Raw genomic sequence first — 20025 nt, forward strand, 5'->3', positions numbered from 1 at the left:
TGTTTTCTGTGGACGAGTTGGGGTGGCGCACAATGTAGCATGTTATACTCACCCTATGCTTGATGTTTCACTATTTTCCGCATTTTTCGCTGGTCTACTGACTTTCCTTGCGCCTTGTACTCTTCCTCTTGTGCCTGCCTACTTAGCGTTTCTTGCGAGCGAGACAGGTAAACTCGATGAAAAGAAGATTTTTCAACGCGCGCTTGCGTTCATGGTCGGTTTTTCATCGGTCATCGTATTACTCGGTGTGTTTGTCAATCAGCTTGGTCGGTATATCGCAGCGTATAGAGGAGAGCTCATTATGTTCGGAGGTCTTCTTTTTGTCCTCTTCGGCCTTACATTGCTCGGCGTCATTAAAATCCCTGTACGAAGTGCAGGTATGCCGGCTTTCCTGAAGCCAACAAGCAACTTCGCTGTTGGACTCCTCGGAGTGGTGTTTGCATTCGGCTGGAGTCCATGTGTTGGTCCTATTCTTGGGAGTATCTATGTATTGGCCGCTCAGGCAGATACTGTGGTTCGCGGCACATTACTCCTTGTGCTTTATGCTGTCGGTCATAGTTTGCCTTTTATCCTCCTTGCTTACTTCTATGAACGATCCTTTAAGGTGGTGTCTGTACTCTCTCGCTATTCTGAAAAGATTAGTCGCGGAGCAGGAATCATACTCGTCATCATCGGACTCTTCATGCTTGTCGGACAATATGGCTTTCTGCTTTCTATTTTCGGAAAGTTCGTTGACGGTGATTGGCAGGAGAAATTGCTAAACTATCTTTAAAATAGCCCATCTTGGGCTGTTTTAATTGTGTTATAATTGTAGACATGTTACGAAGCATTCGTTTCCTTTTGGTCTCTATGCTGCTGCTACCGAGTCTTGCGGCTGCAGCTACAAGTTCTGTGGGTATTCCTACGGGGGGTATTTGGTTCTCGAAGGAGCCGTTCTTTGTTGGCGATCAGATATTAGTGAACACACTTGTCTTCAATGCTACCGATGGAGTCGTGCGTGGAACGCTTGAACTTCTCGATGGATTAACTATCCTGCAGCAAAAAGATGTCGCCGTTGACGCAGGTGACTCTAAAATCGTATCATTTCCCGTACAAGTAACGAGGGGTAGGCATGCCTTTCATATACGTATTGCAGGTGGTGACGTGACCGGAAAGGGAGGAATAACGATTCCTGTGAAAACTTCGGGCGACTATGTGGGCCAGACAAGTGAGCTGAAGCGTGAGGCAGCTATAAGTCCTGAACTTCCTGTTGTTGATGTTCCAAAGTCTACGTCGTCTGTAGCTGTTGCAACGACTTCTGCTTTTACAAGCAAGGATGCGCAGGGCGTAGCAGATGTAGTGGAAAAAGTACTTCCTGCGAAAGTGGTGGAGCCCGTGGTGAATTTTGCCGTACCAATTATTGGCGCAACTGAATCCTTCCGAGTAGGACAGGCGAATTCGAATACCGAGAGAATCAATAGTACTGTTGGTGACCTTGCAAAGGACATTGGGGTTGCAAAAGTATTAGGTATCACTACTGAGGCTACAAGTACTGGAAGGGTTGCCACCTCAACGCTACTTTCGAAGTTTACAGGGTGGTCAGTATTTAGAGAGGGAATAACAAGCAATAACTTCATAAAGTCACCATTTGGGTATGTGAAATTGTTCCTCTATTTGCTCTATCATGCAGTGGTAAGTGCGGCATGGTTTTTCTATGGCCTCTCTGCGTTCATTCTCTTTAAACTGTTTTTGTATGTAAAGAGACTTATCTTTCCCGTAGCAAGCTAGGAAAACAAGCACGGTACGTGCTTGTTTTTTTATTTCCTAGCGTAAAAGTCACCAATGTTGACGTTGAGCTACTATTTATGTTGCAAACTGTTTGCATGGCCATGTTGTGCTAGTATAAATTACATTACTGAAAGTACGAACCATAATCATGGATAAAAAGACACAAATCATGGTGGTAACGGGAACAGTCGTTCTCGTGGCTATCTTGCTCAGCATTGCTGTTTGGAGCAGCAAGCGTGGCACAACAACAGAGGAAGTAGCAACATCTACTGCCACTACAACAACGCTTACTCAGGCAGAAGTCGCAGGTACGACCGGACTTCCTCTTGCATCGGCTATCGCGAAGAATGAGACTGCAGGTCTCGCTGCTGCAGATCAGGTGACTGGTGAATTTGTTGCAGTCACAAACCTCAATATTACTTCGGATACTTGGGTTACTGTTTACGACAGCGTAAACGGACAGCCAGGGCGTGTCATGGGAGCATGGCTTGAGCGTGTAGAATCTGCTACACCAAAAACAATTGTTCCACTGCTCTCACGCAAGACTGAGGCAGGAAAGACCTACTTTGTTGCGCTTATCCGTGACGATGGGGATAGGGAGTTTGATCTTTCTAAAGACCGTCCATCAGCAGATGCTCCGGTTGTATCATTTGTCGCAAAGTAGCATTTTAAAAGAAAAGCACCCAAAGGTGCTTTTCTTTTTACATCAATATGTGTTTCTGTCGAAGAATAAAAACGCACCCGTGTGGGGTGCGTGCGTGGAGTCAGTCTTCCGAGTCCATGGCGTCATGAGTGAGGCACCAGAGCGTAATGAAGCCGAGTGTTGAGATGATGAGATGTATCGCGACAAGAACGGTCATCCATGCTTCGCCGTTTACCCACTTGGTCAGTTCAGGCTTGAATGTGAAAGCGAGAAAGCCAAACGCAACGAAAATGCAATGGAAGTTGAACGTATGGATGGAGAAGTCAACACCATCACCCCAAGTCCAAATGTTCATGATGAGGCCAATGATGGCGCAGATGAATGAGACCCAGTACAGTGCGATTGAATTGAGATGAATTTCAACAGCCATGTAGCGTAGCATGTAGATGACGCCGATCGTCGGAAGGAGGGTGCAAAAGAAACTCGAAAGGATCATTTTGGTTTTCACAAAACCCCCGAAAGTTTTCTACACTAGGTTTACCACGAACACAAAGTTTAGCAAGTAGGGTGCTTGCATAGGCCTGTAAAACCCGTATGCTATACTTTTCTTATGTCATTTTCACTTCGACCAGAATGGAAACCCGCAGGGGATCAGCCGAAAGCCATAGAGGCGCTTGTGGCTAATTTTGAGCAAGGCGCAAAAAATCAGACGCTTTTGGGTGTTACTGGATCGGGAAAGACATTCACTGCTGCAAATGTGATCGCGAAGATAGGAAAGCCGACACTCGTCATTGCACACAATAAGACTTTGGCTGCGCAGTTAGCACAGGAGTATCGCACGTTCTTTCCGGATAATGCCGTACATTACTTCGTGTCATATTACGATTACTATCAGCCGGAAGCATATATTCCAACAACGGATACTTACATCGAGAAGGATGCTGCAATTAACGCAGAGATTGAGCGTTTGCGTCATGCTTCGACACAAGCTCTTCTTTCTCGGGATGATGTGATTATTGTTGCTTCTGTTTCCTGCATCTATGGTCTTGGCTCACCTGAGGAGTATAAAAAAGTGCATATCGAACTCAAGAAAGGTATGACTCTCTCGCGTAATGAGCTTATACGAAGGCTCGTAGCCGTGTATTTCAAGCGCACTACCGCCGATCTCGCTCCTGGAACATTCCGTTCGATTGGAAATCAGATCGAGATCATGCCCACCTCAGAACTTATGATCTATGAGGTTACGTTTGCAGGCGCGCAGATAGATCGTATCATGCAGATTGATCCGATGAGTAGGGCAGAAGTCAAGGAGCACCAAGCATTTTATCTGTTCCCAGCAAAACACTTCGTTACTCCAGAGGATGAACGCTTGCGAGCGGTTGCGGATATTCGTGCGGAGCTCGACGAGCAACTTGCGCTTTTTGCGAAAGAGGGGAAGATCCTTGAAGCAGAACGACTACGCAGGCGCACGAACTATGATCTAGCGATGATAGCAGAGGTGGGCTACTGCTCGGGCATAGAGAACTATTCGCGACACTTTGATGGCCGCAGCGCAGGTGAGGCACCTTCGACGCTCCTCTCGTATTTTCCACATACCGCTGACGGGAAGCCTGATTTCCTTACGGTTATCGATGAGTCGCATGTCACGATTCCGCAGCTCAGGGCAATGTTTGCGGGAGATCAGTCCCGCAAAGAGACGCTGGTGCAGCATGGATTTCGATTGCCGTCTGCGAAGGATAACCGTCCACTACGATTTAATGAGTGGAGAGATCGCATCGGCGATATACTTTTCACTTCAGCTACTCCAGCAGATTATGAGCGTGAAGTGTCCGATAATATAGTTGAGCAGGTCATCCGTCCGACAGGCCTTCTTGATCCAATTATTGAAGTACGTCCAGTTGTCGGTCGTGATGGAGCGCCTGGACAGGTACAAGATTTTCTCGAGGAAGCAAGCAAGGTCATACAGCAAGGTTCACGAGTTCTCGTAACAACTTTGACAAAACGTATGGCTGAGGATCTCTCTACATATCTCACGGAGCGTGGCGTGAAGGCCGCATATCTCCATAGTGATGTGAAAACTTTGGAGCGTATTCAAATACTTACGGATTTCCGTAAGGGTGCATATGACTGTCTTGTCGGAGTGAACCTTCTTCGTGAGGGGCTCGACTTGCCAGAAGTTGCGCTCGTTGCGATACTCGACGCCGACAAAGAAGGATTTCTTCGCTCAGAGACTGCGCTGATACAGACGATTGGACGCGCAGCGCGAAACGTCGAAGGACGCGTCGTTGTCTATGCGGATAGACTTTCAAGTGCACTTGAATTTGCCATAAAGGAGACTTCCCGTAGGCGTACTATTCAAGAGGCATACAATACAGAGCACGGTATCACTCCGAAGACAATCATGAAGCAGATTCATGATATCACTGAGGGGATGGATAAAACGAATAAGGCAGCACTTGCAAATCTTATTTCTATTGATCGCATTCGTTTTACAGAAAACCCGCAAGCATTGATTAAGGAGAAGGAAAAAGAAATGGAAGATGCAGTTGAACTTCTTGATTTCGAGACCGCAGCATTCTTACGCGATGAAATTGCAGCGCTTGCAACAGAGCTTGGTCTGTCTCATAAGGCGGAGGCAGCATCGAAAAAGGCGAAGCAAGATGATAGTGCTAAGACAAAACCGGTGAAGAAGAAATCTTTGTTGAGCCGTCGGTAAAACAAGCAACATAGTTTGCTTGTTTTTATTATCTCCGATGCCATGTCCAACGCGTAAGCCGCTTATGCTATAATATATGAAATGATCTCTGTGAGCATCGGTATGGGGAAGAACGATGACGCACGTCGAGCGGGAGCGGATGCAATCACTCAAGCGCTTGCGACATTGCCAGATAAACATGCACAGTGCGTGGTTGTTTTTGGCTCATCCCTTATTGATCAAGATGCACTTGTCGCCGGTATCAAGGATGCAGCACCGGGAATACAGATAGCGGGGTGTAGTACTGCGGGGGAGATTTCTAGTGAGGGTTTGGCCTCAGAGGGTGGCGTGGTTGTTGTGGCCTTCAATTCAGATCAACTGCACATTGGTACTGGTTTTGGGACACATATGCAATGGAACCCGCGTCGTAGTGGAATGGATCTTGCAGACACTATGCATGATGCCATGGAGGGAAATTTGTCCGCAGCAATCTTCTTTGCAAACGTTTTAAGTGGAGGAATGGAGGATGCGCTCATGGGTTTACGTCAGCAGGTTGGAGTGCCTATTACGTGTATTGCAGGTGGGGCTGCTGATAATTTCGCATTTTACGAAACAAGTCAATATTATAATGATCGCGCATTTGGTGATGCAATCACTGGTGTTGGCTTTTCTGGAACATTCACTGCGGCAAGTGTAATTAAGCATGGATTCCTTCCAGTGGGAGTGCAGAGGCGCGTGACGAAAGCGACAGGAAATATTATCGAGGAGATTGATGGAAGATCCGCCATTGCACTTTATGAGGAGTATTTCGGTGAACAGTACTCTACAATGCTCCAGCAAGGGAAACTGACGGCATTTGCCTCCTCATATCCATTGGGTATTTATCATGATGGCGCTATTCATTCAGTGCTCCGTAGTCCATTGCGTGTCGATGTGGAGAAGGGTGCGATTGTGTGTGGAGGGAACGTCTCTGTGGGTAGTGGACTGAGGCTGATGATCTCTGATAAACAGCAGGCGGTAACTACCGCAAGAGACGCTGCAAGAGAGTTGATGCAAAAGCTCGGCGGCAAGAAGCCTAAGGTGGTATTTATGTTCTCATCTTCCGCACGACGCAAGATGCTCGGTCATTCTGCAGATAGGGAGGTGCGTGCAGTACAGGAGGAGGTTGGACGCGATGTTCCTCTCGCGGGTTTTTATAGTTATGCAGAATGTGCATTTTCTGCACGACCCGACGAGGCAGTAAGTATGCATAATGGTTCAATTGCGCTATTTGCAATAGCAGAATAGTTTTATGACTGAAACAATTTCTACAAAAGTTGCTCGGGCATCATATACCTCATCTTTGTGGGTTGTTCGTGCACGTTGGTATTATGCGTTTCTCGCATTCATATTAGGAGTCATTTCAGTCACCCCAGGCCAGCAAACGGGTACTTTTGCATTACTTGGCATTATGTTTGGAGTTGCCTTGCTCGGTAATCTTATATTAAGCGTATATCTGGTGCGTAGCGACCCCGTCGTACTTGGTGAGATCAATCTATGGAGGATAAATATTGGTCAAGTAATTTTCGACTTGCTCTATATCTTCTTCATGCTTGTTGCTACCGGAGCAGGACTTGCATCATTTGTACATGTATTCTTCTTTGTACCCATCATTGTTTCGATGATTCTATTCGGCTTTCGGGGTGCGATGAGTGTTGCTGGGCTCTCAGGTCTCTTTCTTATCGTTTCAGGGCTTGCCGAGAACGGAATGCTCAGGGCGTTGCTTACGCACCCCACCGCACTTCCGCAGATGCTTCGATCTGGCGATGTATTGCTTGGTCTCGTGCAGTCCGGAGTTGTGGTTTTGATTTACCTACTTATTGGCTATTTCTCTGGGACTGTTGCACGTACGCTTGCTTCTCGCGAAGCTGACTTGCGTAGAGAGTTTTTGGAGGAAGAGGCTATGGTTAATAGACTCAAGGACCTAACCCGAGATTTTGAGTTAAGTTCAAAAATGCTTGTGCGACGTGATATAGAACTGACTATGGCAAATGAGCGGATGCAGGCGCTTGATGCGATGAAGACAGAGATCATTTCTGTGGCTGCACATCAATTACGAACACCACTCTCTGGAATGAAGTGGATGATGAAGATGCTTCTTGTTGGTGATATTGGAGAAATCTCAATGGAGCAGCGCGAAATCATACAGAGAGGGTATGAATCAAATGAGCGCTTAATACGACTAGTGAATGACATGCTTGCTGTCGACCGACTTGAGTCTGGAAGAGTGAAGTACGTGTTTGTTCCCGTTCAAATACAATCTCTTATAGAAAAAGTTGTTGCAGACCTATTGCAGAGAGCTGCGGAGAAGCAGGTTCATATCGTTACAAAGCTCGCACCCGATGTTCCGAGACTGTATCTTGATCCAGAGCGAATTACTGATCTCCTTAATAATCTTATTGATAATGCTATCAAGTACAGCAAGAACGATGGTGTAATTAATGTTGTGCTTGCAAAGGTTGAAGAGAGTGCGCGCATCATTGTGTCAGACGAGGGTATTGGTATTCCAGATCGAGATCAGGCACATGTCTTTTCTCGTTTCTTTAGGGCATCAAACGCGATGCAGCATTTTACGGAAGGATCAGGGTTGGGACTTTCCATTGCGCAGAGTGTTGCACTTCGCCATGGTGGAAAGATTTGGTTTGAGTCAAAGGAGGGTGTGGGGACGATATTTACCGTTCAACTACCTATTACGCAGCGCAATGCAGAACTTGGGCAATAATTATTGTACGTTACCATTTTGTTATTATATAGCTTGGGTTTTTTGACGGTGTGCATGAAATTTTCATGTTATAATAGCTAAAACATGTCAGCCATCATTCTTTTTTCTGAGCAGCAAAAGCTCATTGACGGACTTAAGACCGTGCTTTCTCCACAGGGTGTTTCTGTGGTGCCCGTTGCTGATCCGACACAATTTTTGCCAACAGTACTATCAACGAAGCCCGCATTGATCATCATTGATGTTGCTGTTGCGGGGAAAACTGGTCTTGCACATCTCGAGGAACTTCGCAAGGCAGATCAAGGGATTGCAAATACTCCCGTGATTATCGGTGAAGAGACTGGTGATCTTATGGTTATTTCTCGTGCACTGCAATTCCAAGTGGCCGATTATTTCGTTACGGGAAAGTTCGACGCTCAATCTACACTCTCCAAGATTTTCAAGCACTTACCTCAAAGTGAGGGAGTTATTCTGCCACCATCAGTACAAATTCGTGAGGACAACAAGCATTTCACGCTGCTCTTGATAGAAGATGATCGTTTCTTACGCGATCTCGCAATTCAAAAGTTTTCTGCAGATAAGAGTCTTACGGTTATCACTGCGATGGATGGAGAGCAGGGTGTTATGCTTGCTGAGAAGCATATTCCACACGTTATTCTTCTTGATATTTTACTTCCAGGAATCGATGGGTTCGAAGTCTTGAAGCGTATACGCGCAAAACCTCAATTTGGCCGTACGGTGATTGCTATGCTTTCGAACTTTGGACAGCGAGAAGATATAGACAAGGCCATGCAGCTTGGAGCAAATCAGTTCTTCATCAAAGCAAATTTCACACTTGATGAGATCGTTGAAGAGGTCAAGAAGATGCTTTCGAAGTACTAAGCATAATAATTTTTTCAAAAACGCAACTTGTTAGTTGCGTTTTTGATTGCACTTTTACTGTATGACGAACACCAAGGATGCTATACACTTTCTTGTGCTCTTGTGGTAATCTGAGGGGATGACGAAAGGGAAAGTTAAGGCGCAAGAGGATATTGTCATCCGTGGAGCTCGTACACATAATTTGAAGAATATTTCACTCACCATACCCCGAAACAACATGATTGTGTTTACGGGTCTTTCTGGTTCAGGAAAATCATCTTTGGCTTTTGATACGATCTTCGCCGAAGGACAGCGCCGTTATGTTGAGTCACTCTCCGCATATGCAAGACAGTTTTTACACACAATGCAGAAACCAGATGTGGATGAGATTACCGGACTTTCACCGGCTATTTCTATCGATCAAAAGTCTCACTCCTCGAATCCTCGTTCTACTGTGGCAACAATCACCGAGATTAACGATTATCTCCGTGTGCTTTTTGCGCGCATTGGAGTGCCGCATTGTTTGCTCTGTGGGAAGCCAATCAAGCGTTTGACGAATGAGGAAATCCTCGCTTTTGCATTTCAGCGTGCCGATGAGCTCATTGCAAACTCGGGAAAGCGTGAGGTTATGGGTGTTGAGCTCACGGATGCAAAGATCGGTATTTATGCTCCAGTAGTGCGAGGTCGCAAAGGGGAGTACTATCAGATGCTTTATGACTACCTTGGGAAGGGTTACGCAAAAGTGCGCGTTGACGGTGAGACGAAGAGTCTCCGTGAGCGCATCACACTCACGAAGACGAAAGTCCACGATATCGACCTCCTTGTCGATGAGTTTTATGCTTCAGAATTCAAGGATGATGAGCGTGGAGTGCGTGAGCGTCTTTCTGAGGCGGTAGAGAGGGCTCTTGAAGAAGCAGACGGGTTAGTAAAATTGATAGTTGGTGATGAGGAGGTGTTGCTCTCTGCTAAGTTTGCATGTCCAGATGATGGATTTTCATATCCAGAGATTGAGCCTCGTCTGTTCTCATTCAATTCACCTGCAGGTGCTTGTGCTACATGTAATGGTCTTGGGACAAAGTATTTGTTTGGCGAAGAGGTCTGTGAAACTTGTAATGGTGCTCGCTTGCGAGAGGAAGCACTCCATGTGCGTATCGGAGATAAGAATATTGTGGACATTACAGACTTCTCTGTTGATGACGCTTTCGAGTATTTCGCACTCCTCGAGCTTTCTCCATTTGAACAACAGGTTTCTGGCGTTGTTACAAAGGAAATCACTACGAGACTCACCTTTATGCGTGATGTTGGTATTGGCTACCTGACGCTCGGCCGCCGTGCAAACACGCTCTCTGGGGGTGAGGCACAGCGCATACGACTTGCATCACAGCTTGGTTCGCGTTTGGTGGGTGCACTGTACGTGCTTGATGAGCCAACGATTGGCCTCCATCAGCGCGATAATGACAAGCTCGTGAAGACACTTCGTGACCTTTGTGATATCGGAAATACCATCATCGTCGTTGAGCATGATGAAGATACGATCTTTGCCTCTGACTATATCGTCGATATTGGACCTGGTGCAGGTGTTCATGGTGGAAATGTGATGACATGTGGATATTTGGATGATGTCCTTACGGACCCAAAGCAGCAGTCATTGACACTCGACTACTTACGTAGGGATAAGGTCATCGAAGTACCTGAGAAGCGTCGCGATGTGGAGATGGGGAAGCTTGTGGTCCAAGGCGCATCAATCTTCACGATCAAGAACCTTACCGCAGAGGTGCCGCTCGGCCGTCTCGTGTGTATTACCGGTGTCTCGGGATCGGGAAAGTCGACGTTCTTGTATGAAGTCATTCACAAGAATCTCGAACACTCATTCGATAGGCATAAGAAGTCAAACAAACCAGTGAATGCATCGGTATTCTCGGGTACTGAATACATCAACCGCGTCGTTTTGATCGACCAAACTGCAATCGGACGTACACCACGCAGTAACCCTGCAACCTATACCGGCTCCTGGACGTTCATCCGTGATCTCTTCGCGGAGACCGAAGAAGCGAAAGTACGCGGATGGAAGTCTTCGCGATTCTCATTCAATGTGCGTGGAGGACGCTGTGAAGCTTGTGAGGGCAATGGACAGATCGCAGTGGAAATGCACTTCTTGCCTACGGTATACGTGCTCTGTGAGGTCTGTCAGGGTAAGCGCTTCATGAAGGAGACACTTGAGGTGAAATTCCGAAAGAAGACCATCTATGACATACTCGAAATGACTATAGAGGAGGCAACGATATTCTTCAATGATATTCCTGCTATTCATGACCGCTTACGCACACTCGAGGAGGTGGGCCTTGGGTATCTCAAACTGGGTCAGTCTGCGACGACGCTTTCGGGTGGAGAGGCACAGCGCGTGAAAATTGCCGCAGAGCTCTACCGTCCACATCAAGATCGCACACTCTACATGCTTGATGAGCCAACGGTTGGATTGCATTTTGATGACGTGCGCAAGCTCATCGAGATTCTTCAGGCACTGGTCAAGAAGGGGAATAGCGTCCTCTTGATTGAGCACAATCTTGATGTCATCAAGTCAGCAGATTGGCTTATCGATTTCGGTCCCGAAGGTGGGGTTGGTGGTGGGCGCATCGTTGCAAAAGGTACCCCTGAGGATGTTGCTGCGAATACTAATTCTGCAACGGGTCAGTATCTCGCAAAGGTACTTAATCGCGGACACAAAACAAAATCAAAGAAAAAGTAGTTGAATTTTTTTCGCGCAGCGAGCTTGCTGCTGAACAGTGGGTCATATTGAGCTAACTATTGTCTCGCAACAGCCATCGTCAAGGCGCTCCTGCGCCCAACTTACAGCGTAAGCTGGACTCTGTGAGCTGGGCTCAGCGAGCCGGAATCAGGAGAATAATATAAATGCCCCACATCCTGTGGGGCATTTTATTATTCGAGCGTGTAGCGAGAGCGAATCAGTGACTGGTGGAAATTGGTGAAGAAGTGTTCCTTCTTGCATAGTTCTGACAGTCGCGAGACCGGATCTCGGTATGCGGTAATAAGCACACGGAAGATTTGGTTGTGGCTGACAATTTCACCTTTCGGGTCTCTGTAGTTCCGCTTGTAGCGAGCCAGAGTGAATACGAAGTGATCAGTACAGCGGATCAGCAGGTCAAGCGGGGAAATGCTTGGGTCATCAAGGCCAAGGCCTTGATTGCTGAGGAGCTGAGTGAAGAGCGAAATCCACCGCTGTTCTTGTCCCCCCATAGGGAGCGTGCTTCGAGGGTCTGCTTCGTTAAGTTCAGGTTGGATAGGCATGGTGGCCTCCTTGTGTAAAGGTTGGGTATTGGTGGTCACCAATGAGTGTGCTTGGTATAGGTTGGCTTTTTGCTTTTGACACTATACCGAAGTACAGTATCATGGCGCCAATCTATTGCATCTGCTTGCAAACTACCACTCGGTCATGTTATCGTCAAGAGGTGAAATTGGCTGATTTTAAAGCCACAGAACTGTCCACGAACCCCGGTGTGTATCGATTTCTCGATGCCGAGGATAATGTACTTTATGTGGGTAAAGCGACAAACCTGCGCCAAAGAGTGCGTAGTTATTTTGATGATGATCTTATCAAGACACGCGGACGCTTTATTGTTGATATGGTTACCCGTGCGGCCCGAATAGTCTCAGAAGATGCCCCAACGGTACTTGATGCGCTCATTAAGGAGGCGGCATTGATAAAGGAAATTCAGCCACCATATAATACTCGAGAGAAGGATAATAGGAGTTTTACCTATATCGTCATTACAAATGAGGATTATCCACGAGTGCTCGCATTACGCGAACGTACGATGGCAATGGGTGATGAAGAAGAAGGTCAATACAAACAAGTTTATGGGCCATTCCCAAGTGGTGCAACAGTACGCACACTACTATCGCTCGTCAGGCGGATAATCCCATTTCGTGATAAGTGCACGCCACATCAAGGTAAGCCATGTTTCCATAAGCAGCTTGGCTTGTGTCCCGGTGTGTGCGATGGTTCTATCTCGAGCAAGGACTATGGAAAGCTCGTCGCAGAGCTCATGCTTTTCTTTGGAGGTAAGAGAGAAAAGCTTATCACTCAGCTTGAGCAGCAAATGAAAAAGGCTGCAAAAGCAATGGCTTTTGAAGAAGCGGCAGAATGTAAGCGGGTACTTTTCGCCCTCACTCACATTAACGACGTTGCGCTTATTACTGATGAGACAAGACTCGCTTCACAGCGCTCTGCTAAAATACGTGAGCGCGCCTTTCGTATCGAGGGGTACGATATTGCACATCTTTTCGGAACATATACTGTCGGTGTGATGACTGTAGTGCATGATGGTAGGCCAGAAAAATCACAGTATCGTAAGTTTAAGATCAGAGAAGAGGAAGGAGTCATAGATGATTTTAAGCGTCTAGAAGAAGTATTAAGGAGACGCTTCGCGCATAAGGAATGGCAGATACCCGATGTCATTGTTGTTGATGGTGGCCGTGCGCATCTCTTGCGTGCGCGTAGGGTGCTCGAGCGCTTACATGTCGATGTACCCGTCGTTGCATTGGTGAAGGATGATAGACATAAAGCGAAAGCAATCATTGGTAATCGCACGCTTGCAGAGTCATATCGACCGTCAATTGTGCTTGTAAATATGGAGGCACATCGCTTCGCAGTGAACTACCACAGAGAACTCCGAGAAAAGCTCCCTTAGGGAGCTTTTCTTATGAAAACTTCAGTAACCTCTGTGCATATGTTCATAGCGCCCCTCTATGGATGTGATAGTATGTAGGTATGTCTATGCACCGCAAACGTGTCGCCGTTGTGCGCGGAGGTCCTTCCGCAGAATATAGTGTTTCGCTGAAAACTGGTGAGTCTGTTTTGCGACACCTTGATAGGGAAAAATATCAGCCTCATGATGTCGTTTTGACACGTGATGGCGTGTGGTATATCAATGGAGTGCGTTCTACTTTTGCTGATATCGCGCAACACTCTGACGTTATTTTCAATGCAATGCATGGAGAGTTTGGTGAAGATGGAAAGGCACAGCAGCTTTTTCAGTCGTTCGGTATTCCGTATACAGGATCTGATGCGCTTGCATCTGCGATTGGAATGCACAAAGGGCTTGCAAAAGAGCGTTTCACTGCAGCGGGGCTCAAGGTCGCACGAGGTGAAGTGGTGCCCCGTGATGCAGAAATGCCTGGTGTTGCGTATCATCTTGGGACAGACATGGGCTTTCCGCTCATCGTTAAGCCTGTGACCGGTGGTTCTTCGGTAGCGACGCGTATTGTACGTAATGAAACCGATCTTGTGATCGCTATGGATGCAGCTGCAAAATACGGCGATGTGCTTGTTGAAGAATATATTGAAGGAAAAGAAGGAACATGTGCAGTTGTCGATACGGGAGATGGAGAACATTTTGTACTTTATCCAATCGAGATTAAGCCACATGCATCAAAGGAGCTCTTCGACTTTGACGCTAAGTATGATGGCAGCTCAGAAGAAATATGCCCAGGAAATTTCACTATTGGAATGATGACACAACTACGTGATGCTGCTTCGCTCGCTCATAGAGCAATAGGAGCACGGCATTATTCTCGCTCCGATTTCATCGTGACTCCGACGGAAGTATACATACTTGAGATTAACACCTTACCGGGACTTACTGAGGGGTCATTGCTTCCAAAGGCACTTGAAGCAAGTAATGTATCGATGTCTGAGTTCTTAGAGCATGTGATAGAGTTAGCCCTTCGAGGGAAATAAAAACACACTTCCAGTGTGTTTTTTGTATAAAATATGTATGGAGCAAAAGGGAGGGGGAGGGTGGAGGAACTAAAAAGTATGGTGCTATCCCCACTTGCAAAAATTTTTCAATCATGTATATTTATCTCCACACGGGCCCATAGCTCAGTTGGTAGAGCAGCGCATTTGCAATGCGAAGGTCGCAGGTTCAAATCCTGTTGGGTCCACAGAGGTAGAAAAAAGAGCGCAAGCTCTTTTTTCTTTTACCTCTGTGAGACCCAACAGGATTTGAAAGACGGAGCCGGGCACCGTCGCCCGGCGCTGATTTTATCCGGCCAAAGGCCGTGATAAATCCAGCCGCGCGCACGGTCGGCGAGTCGGGGTCGCGAGTACTTAGCAAATAAGGAGCGAAGCTCCGCATTTGCTTAGTAACTTGTGACCAAATCCTGTTGGGTCCTCCATTCTTTCTTTTGTATTTGAATTTGCATTTCCGGTGACAGAGGGGCAAATCCTGTTGGGTCTCTCTGGTTACGAGCGAAGCACCTTATTGTATTTGTGACTCGTGACCAAATCCTGTTGGGTCCTCTGCATTCTTGTATTTTGCATTTCTCCTAATATAAAAACAGACGCAAGCGTCTGTCTTTATTTCGTACAACACATTTTCGCAAATGTACCTCTATCCGACTTCTTACTAAGAAGATCAATATAAATTAAAGAGGGCGACCTCTTGGAATTATATTGACCCAGTTTTCTGAAAACCGAAAACTTAATAAGCGAGCTCCTCCTCGAGGACGCCGCAATAGCAGTGTTCTGGGTTAGTCCATTCTCGCCCGCAACGCATGCATGGGTGCTTACCTTCCTGCGCCTTTTCAAGCGCAAGCTCATGTGCGAGGGTTTCGATGGATGTGCAGAACGCACACTCACAATATGGTCGCTCGTTGGCCATAAATCAAGTATAACAACGTATATTCACTATTGTAAACGCTTGCATGTGCAAAACTTGTGTATAGTGTGTGCATAACTCTAAATTCTTTCAAATATATGTGTTAGAATATGGACATATGAAGGATAAAGCAACCGTGTAATTATGACAGATAATTTTTCATTCGAAGAGACTCCAACAAAGCTAACTGCGTACTCTGGACCAACTGGGCTAGTTGGTTTTCTTATAAAGAAAGTTGGCGTGCCTAATGAGAAGATAGCAAATCTCATACTTATCATCATTGCGCTCGTTATATTCACTATCTCTGGCTTTATTTTCGCAAGCGCACTCAGCGGAATATAGAAATACCCACTACAGATGTAGTGGGTATTTTGTTATCCGCTGAGATCATTCTCGACTCCAGTTTCTCGAACACGTTGTCTGTAGTTGCAATAAGTGCAGTGCGTGCTTTGAAGGGGAGGACCCGCATTGAGTACGCGCTCCATACCATCGTAGAGGGCTTGTTTTTTTATGCGCGCAGCCTCAGGCGGTAGGTCAACTGTAAGGCAGTGTATTGGGCGCAGAACATTATGCTTATGTGCAAGATAGAAGCAACGAGGACAATCGAGGAAAAGCGCGATTTCATCACGGGTGAAGCTGGCGTTGTCCGTTGCTTTTGGCATGGAGGAATTATAGCATACTTCTTTTCAGTAAGTTACAAATACTTGTGTATTGAATGTGGAAAATCTGCAGGTGTGGTCTATGGCACATGCTGTTGAGTGAAAAACAGTGTTTTGGGCTTGCTTTTCGCTTTCTTTCTTTTCGTGTATATTACATATATGAATAAAGGAAGATTTGAGCGTTATGAGCACAAGAATGTGGAGCAGAAGTGGCAGAAGAAATGGGGCGAGATGGCACTCAACCGCACCCAAGAGGATCCCGCAAAGCCAAAGTGCTATGTGCTGGACATGTTTCCCTATCCATCAGGAGATGGATTGCATGTAGGTCATCCGAAAGGGTATATCGCCACAGACGTATATACGCGCTTTAAACGAATGCGTGGTTTTAATATCCTTCATCCAATGGGATGGGATGCGTTTGGTCTTCCTGCTGAACAATTTGCGCTCAAGAACAAGGTTCACCCAAGTGTAGCTGTGGCAAAGAATTGTGCGCGATTTAAGGAGCAACTTGAAAAAATTGGTTTTAATTATGATTGGGAACGAGAGATCAACACTACCGATCCATCTTACTACAAGTGGACTCAGTGGATTTTCCTGAAACTCTTTGAGCGTGGACTTGCATATCAATCGAATGAACCAATCAATTGGTGTCCTTCATGTCTCACTGGCCTAGCGAATGAAGATCTTGATGGAGATAAGTGTGAACGCTGTGGAACGAAAGTTGAACAGAAGCCTATTCGTCAGTGGGTACTTCGAATTACTGACTATGCTGATCGCATGCTTAGTGACCTTGATACGCTTGAGTGGCCGACTTCAATCAAAGAGAGTCAGCGTAATTGGATAGGGAAGAGTGTGGGCGCAATGCTCCATTTTGAGCATGCCGCTGCTCCTGCTCATACCCCTCCTATCTCTGTATTTACAACAAGACCTGATACTCTTTTCGGAGTCACCTATATTGCTATCAGTGCAAAGCTTGCGCTGAAGTACTTTGCGGAAGAGGTGTTTGAGGCTAATGCTGAACTGAAGCAATTCGCGAATCAAATCATTGCCGATGAATCGAGAGCCGTTTATGGGGAAGTTGCTGAGAAGAAGGGTGTGTTCACTGGGTACTATGTGATTCATCCGATAACTGGAGCAAAGATTCCACTTTGGATTGCGAATTACGTGCTTGGTAATTATGGAACAGGTGCAGTTATGGGCGTTCCTGCCCACGACGAACGTGATTTCGATTTTGCAAAGCAATATGATATTCCCATGAAGATGGTGGTGTGCCCTGTCTACCCATCACCAACTTGTCCTGTACTCGATCATGCATTTGAGGATGATGGTCACTTGGTGAACTCTGGTGATTTTGATGGTATGCCAAATCGTGATGCAATTCCTGGTATTATTGCAGCAGCAAAGGGTGAGCCGAAAACACAGTATCGCCTCAAGGATTGGGTGTTTGCGCGTCAGCGTTACTGGGGAGAGCCTATACCGCTTGTTTTCCAGAAAGGAACGGATGTTGCATATCCTGTCGACATGACAGATCTCCCCGTAGTACTTCCCGAGGTTGAGTTTTATGAGCCGACGGGTACTGGTGAATCTCCACTTGCAAATATTTCAGAATGGGTAAACGTGGAGGGTTATGTCACTGAAAAGGGTACATTCAAGCTTGTAACAAAAGAGCATCCTGCACCAGAAGGTGTCACCGTGCAGGAGTTTAGACGTGAGACCAATACGATGCCACAGTGGGCTGGCTCTTCGTGGTATTACCTTCGATATATTGACCCAAAAAATAATGATGCGCTCATTGATCCTAAGCGTGAGCACTATTGGTCGCCAGTGGATGTCTATGTGGGAGGTGCGGAGCACGCGACACGACACCTTATTTATGCTCGATTTTGGCATAAGGTCTTGTTTGACGCTGGTGTAGTATCGAAGCCTGAGCCTTTTGCTCGCTTGCAGAATGTCGGGCTCATCATGGCATCAGATGGACGGAAGATGTCGAAGCGTTACGGAAATGTCATAAACCCAGATGATGTCATTGAGACGTTTGGTGCCGATTCTTTGAGATTATACGAGATGTTCATGGGTCCGTTCGATCAGCCAATCGCTTGGTCAACTGATAATATGGTGGGTGCTCGAAGATTTATTGAACGTGTCTGGAAGCTCGCGGATCGTGTCGGCGATATTGAGGAGGATGGAGCAACGGAAGTGCTCATGAATCAAACCATTGCAAAAGTTGGTGCGGACATTGAGGCTTTCAAATTCAATACAGCAATTTCTCAATTAATGATTTGCATCAATGGGCTTGAGAAGCTGCCCGCTATTCCTCTGCGATCTTATCGTGCTCTATTGTTGCTTCTGTCTCCATTTGCTCCGCATATAACAGAAGAGATCTGGTCTCTTTTTGGGGAGTCGGAGTCTATTCACCTTCAGCAGTGGCCAATATTCGATGCTGCAAAGACTGAAACGAATACAGTTCCAATTGCGGTGCAGATTGCAGGTAAACTCCGTGATACGTTCCATGTGGAAAGAGATTCTTCTAAGGAGACAATTGAGAAGCTTGCACTTGAACGCGATGCGGTTAAGAAGTGGGTAGGCAGTCAGCAGGTAAAGAAGATCATCGTCGTTCCGAATAAGATCATCAATATTGTTGTTGGCTAAACACATATGAATCCTCGGAGCCCTTTTCATGGGTAATCAAAAAACGCTTCCATGGGGAGGCGTTTTTGTCTAACACACAATATTTCAATGAAGTGTTTGGTACATTTTGAGCCATATTTTATAGGATAATTTGGCAAAATCAGCCTCTTCTGGGTAGAGAAGACGTATTAAAGCCATTCTACTTGACAACTTGGCCATATATGATAGAAATAGGCATAACACGTATTGGAGGGAATATGTCAATACTGTTTTATTTGTGTTAGTTTTTCTTTATGTCTACCACAGTTAACATTACATTTAAGCCGAAAGCAGTCGTACGACAGCTTCTTTCTGTGCCTAATGATCGCAATCAGGATGTCCTGATTCGTCGTTATGGACTCGGAGCAGATCCTACACGTATGACACTCGAGGCCATAGGTGACCTTTATGGCATCACACGCGAGCGTGTGCGTCAGATTGAGAACACCGCACTTGCTGCAATCCGTAAGTCTCCTACCTACAGGGAGCTCCTTCCTGCATTTAATGAGCTTCGTGATGCGATGGTCGCCCTTGGCGGCATCGTCCATGAGCGCGATTTTCTCAACGCAATCTCTACAGACCACGTTACGCAGCAGCACATTCATTTTCTTCTTGTCGTCGGCGATCTCTTCATCAAGCACAAGGAGTCAGATGACTTTGAGCACAGCTGGACGGTAGACAAAGATCTTGCTGAGCGTGTTCATGATTCCCTCCAAAAACTCTATGCTTCCCTCGGAAACGATGACCTCGTTGAGGAGTCGAAGTTGATCGATCGCTTTTTGTCACATCTTCGTGACGTTAATGCAGAATATGCACGCGAAGAGATCTATCGCCGCTGGCTAAATCTTTCACGCCGACTCTCAAAGAACCCTCTTGGTGAGTGGGGTCGCTCACAGTCTCCAAACGTATCTGCACGTGGTATTCGTGATTACGCATTCCTCGTATTACGTAAGCATGGTTCACCAATGCACTTCCGTGAGGTTGCAAATGCCATCGAACAGAGTTTCCGCCGTGAAGCACATATTGCAACGACACACAATGAGCTCATCAAGGATAAGCGTTTCGTGCTCGTTGGTCGCGGTCTCTATGCACTCTCTGAATGGGGTTACTCAACAGGTATTGTTCGTGACGTCATTCGCGACTTGCTCCAGAAACATGGTGCACTCCAGCGAGATGAAATCGTCGAGCGCGTCATGCGTGAGCGTTACGTTAAGGAAAACACCGTTGTAGTCAATCTTCAAAATGTACGCTTCTTCCGCAAGAATAAGGAAGGTAAGTACGAATGCGTTGCGTAA

Annotated in this window: 17 protein-coding genes and 1 tRNA gene; 14 read left to right on the forward strand and 4 right to left on the reverse strand. The window is 46.3% G+C overall.

The genetic code is table 11. From position 1 onward, the window contains the following. Nucleotides 1-55 precede the first annotated feature (55 nt). The 3 genes from VJ579_00505 (at nt 56) to VJ579_00515 (ending at nt 2431) form a co-directional block, all read left to right on the forward strand. Entirely contained in the window at nt 56-772 is a 717-nt protein-coding gene (locus VJ579_00505; protein ID HXK37538.1) for a cytochrome c biogenesis CcdA family protein, read from the forward strand. A gap of 44 nt (nt 773-816) precedes the next feature. After that, a complete protein-coding gene (locus VJ579_00510; protein ID HXK37539.1) occupies nt 817-1767 on the forward strand; it encodes a hypothetical protein in 951 nt (316 codons plus the stop codon). A gap of 148 nt (nt 1768-1915) precedes the next feature. Further along, nucleotides 1916-2431, forward strand: a complete 516-nt coding sequence (locus tag VJ579_00515) for a hypothetical protein (GenBank protein HXK37540.1) — start codon at nt 1916-1918, stop codon at nt 2429-2431. 100 nt (nt 2432-2531) lie between these two features. Here VJ579_00515 and VJ579_00520 read toward each other — a convergent pair whose 3' ends face one another. Continuing rightward, nucleotides 2532-2918 (reverse strand): hypothetical protein, encoded by a 387-nt coding sequence (locus tag VJ579_00520; protein HXK37541.1) that lies wholly within the window; start codon nt 2916-2918, stop codon nt 2532-2534. Between the two features lie 102 nt (nt 2919-3020). Between VJ579_00520 and uvrB the strand changes: the two genes are divergently transcribed. From uvrB to uvrA, 5 genes are all read left to right on the forward strand, one after another. Then, nucleotides 3021-5126: an excinuclease ABC subunit UvrB gene (uvrB, locus tag VJ579_00525; protein ID HXK37542.1), complete on the forward strand. Its 2106-nt coding sequence runs from the start codon at nt 3021-3023 to the stop codon at nt 5124-5126. Between the two features lie 81 nt (nt 5127-5207). Beyond that, nucleotides 5208-6392, forward strand: a complete 1185-nt coding sequence (locus tag VJ579_00530; protein HXK37543.1) for an FIST N-terminal domain-containing protein — start codon at nt 5208-5210, stop codon at nt 6390-6392. Between the two features lie 4 nt (nt 6393-6396). Continuing rightward, nucleotides 6397-7866 carry a HAMP domain-containing sensor histidine kinase gene (locus VJ579_00535; GenBank protein HXK37544.1) on the forward strand — a complete coding sequence of 490 codons (1470 nt, stop codon included), beginning with the start codon at nt 6397-6399 and terminating at the stop codon, nt 7864-7866. 84 nt (nt 7867-7950) lie between these two features. After that, complete coding sequence (locus VJ579_00540) at nt 7951-8745, forward strand: response regulator (GenBank protein HXK37545.1); 795 nt, start codon at nt 7951-7953, stop codon at nt 8743-8745. Between the two features lie 118 nt (nt 8746-8863). Beyond that, complete coding sequence (uvrA, locus tag VJ579_00545) at nt 8864-11470, forward strand: excinuclease ABC subunit UvrA (protein ID HXK37546.1); 2607 nt, start codon at nt 8864-8866, stop codon at nt 11468-11470. Nucleotides 11471-11661: 191 nt separating this feature from the next. Here the strand turns inward: uvrA and VJ579_00550 are convergent, their stop codons facing one another. Then, the gene (locus tag VJ579_00550) at nt 11662-12030 is read right to left on the reverse strand and encodes a hypothetical protein (GenBank protein HXK37547.1); all 369 of its coding nucleotides are present in this window, start codon (nt 12028-12030) and stop codon (nt 11662-11664) included. Between the two features lie 167 nt (nt 12031-12197). Between VJ579_00550 and VJ579_00555 the strand changes: the two genes are divergently transcribed. The 3 genes from VJ579_00555 to VJ579_00565 all read left to right on the forward strand — a co-directional run bounded on the left by VJ579_00555 (nt 12198) and on the right by VJ579_00565 (nt 14688). Beyond that, nucleotides 12198-13433, forward strand: coding sequence for a GIY-YIG nuclease family protein (locus tag VJ579_00555; protein HXK37548.1), 1236 nt, complete (start codon nt 12198-12200; stop codon nt 13431-13433). A gap of 80 nt (nt 13434-13513) precedes the next feature. Then, the gene (locus VJ579_00560) at nt 13514-14482 is read left to right on the forward strand and encodes a D-alanine--D-alanine ligase (protein ID HXK37549.1); all 969 of its coding nucleotides are present in this window, start codon (nt 13514-13516) and stop codon (nt 14480-14482) included. Nucleotides 14483-14615: 133 nt separating this feature from the next. Beyond that, nucleotides 14616-14688 (forward strand) — tRNA-Ala (locus tag VJ579_00565). 539 nt (nt 14689-15227) lie between these two features. Here VJ579_00565 and VJ579_00570 read toward each other — a convergent pair. Next, on the reverse strand, nt 15228-15407 hold the full coding sequence (locus VJ579_00570) for a hypothetical protein (protein ID HXK37550.1): 180 nt from the start codon (nt 15405-15407) through the stop codon (nt 15228-15230). 141 nt (nt 15408-15548) lie between these two features. Here VJ579_00570 and VJ579_00575 point away from each other — a divergent pair, with 141 nt between their 5' ends. Beyond that, a complete protein-coding gene (locus VJ579_00575; protein HXK37551.1) occupies nt 15549-15746 on the forward strand; it encodes a hypothetical protein in 198 nt (65 codons plus the stop codon). A gap of 32 nt (nt 15747-15778) precedes the next feature. Here VJ579_00575 and VJ579_00580 read toward each other — a convergent pair whose 3' ends face one another. Further along, on the reverse strand, nt 15779-16066 hold the full coding sequence (locus VJ579_00580) for a hypothetical protein (protein ID HXK37552.1): 288 nt from the start codon (nt 16064-16066) through the stop codon (nt 15779-15781). Between the two features lie 156 nt (nt 16067-16222). Between VJ579_00580 and leuS the strand changes: the two genes are divergently transcribed. Both leuS and VJ579_00590 read left to right on the forward strand, forming a co-directional pair. Then, the gene (gene leuS, locus VJ579_00585) at nt 16223-18712 is read left to right on the forward strand and encodes a leucine--tRNA ligase (protein HXK37553.1); all 2490 of its coding nucleotides are present in this window, start codon (nt 16223-16225) and stop codon (nt 18710-18712) included. A gap of 272 nt (nt 18713-18984) precedes the next feature. Continuing rightward, nucleotides 18985-20025 carry a sigma factor-like helix-turn-helix DNA-binding protein gene (locus VJ579_00590; protein HXK37554.1) on the forward strand — a complete coding sequence of 347 codons (1041 nt, stop codon included), beginning with the start codon at nt 18985-18987 and terminating at the stop codon, nt 20023-20025.

It is taken from the genome of Candidatus Paceibacterota bacterium (assembly GCA_035583355.1).
Taxonomy (GTDB): Bacteria; Patescibacteriota; Minisyncoccia; order Phycocordibacterales; family UBA6899; genus JAJZQJ01.

Excerpts from the sequence above, each read along its gene's own strand:
- VJ579_00505 (HXK37538.1), top strand. The coding sequence starts at position 56 with ATGCTTGATGTTTCACTATTTTCCGCATTTTTCGCTGGTCTACTGACT.
- VJ579_00510 (HXK37539.1), top strand. The coding sequence starts at position 817 with ATGTTACGAAGCATTCGTTTCCTTTTGGTCTCTATGCTGCTGCTACCG.
- VJ579_00515 (HXK37540.1), top strand. The coding sequence starts at position 1,916 with ATGGATAAAAAGACACAAATCATGGTGGTAACGGGAACAGTCGTTCTC.
- uvrB (HXK37542.1), top strand. The coding sequence starts at position 3,021 with ATGTCATTTTCACTTCGACCAGAATGGAAACCCGCAGGGGATCAGCCG.
- VJ579_00530 (HXK37543.1), top strand. The coding sequence starts at position 5,208 with ATGATCTCTGTGAGCATCGGTATGGGGAAGAACGATGACGCACGTCGA.
- VJ579_00535 (HXK37544.1), top strand. The coding sequence starts at position 6,397 with ATGACTGAAACAATTTCTACAAAAGTTGCTCGGGCATCATATACCTCA.
- VJ579_00540 (HXK37545.1), top strand. The coding sequence starts at position 7,951 with ATGTCAGCCATCATTCTTTTTTCTGAGCAGCAAAAGCTCATTGACGGA.
- uvrA (HXK37546.1), top strand. The coding sequence starts at position 8,864 with ATGACGAAAGGGAAAGTTAAGGCGCAAGAGGATATTGTCATCCGTGGA.
- VJ579_00550 (HXK37547.1), bottom strand. The coding sequence starts at position 12,030 with ATGCCTATCCAACCTGAACTTAACGAAGCAGACCCTCGAAGCACGCTC.
- VJ579_00560 (HXK37549.1), top strand. The coding sequence starts at position 13,514 with ATGTCTATGCACCGCAAACGTGTCGCCGTTGTGCGCGGAGGTCCTTCC.
- VJ579_00570 (HXK37550.1), bottom strand. The coding sequence starts at position 15,407 with ATGGCCAACGAGCGACCATATTGTGAGTGTGCGTTCTGCACATCCATC.
- VJ579_00575 (HXK37551.1), top strand. The coding sequence starts at position 15,549 with ATGACAGATAATTTTTCATTCGAAGAGACTCCAACAAAGCTAACTGCG.
- VJ579_00580 (HXK37552.1), bottom strand. The coding sequence starts at position 16,066 with ATGCCAAAAGCAACGGACAACGCCAGCTTCACCCGTGATGAAATCGCG.
- leuS (HXK37553.1), top strand. The coding sequence starts at position 16,223 with ATGAATAAAGGAAGATTTGAGCGTTATGAGCACAAGAATGTGGAGCAG.
- VJ579_00590 (HXK37554.1), top strand. The coding sequence starts at position 18,985 with ATGTCTACCACAGTTAACATTACATTTAAGCCGAAAGCAGTCGTACGA.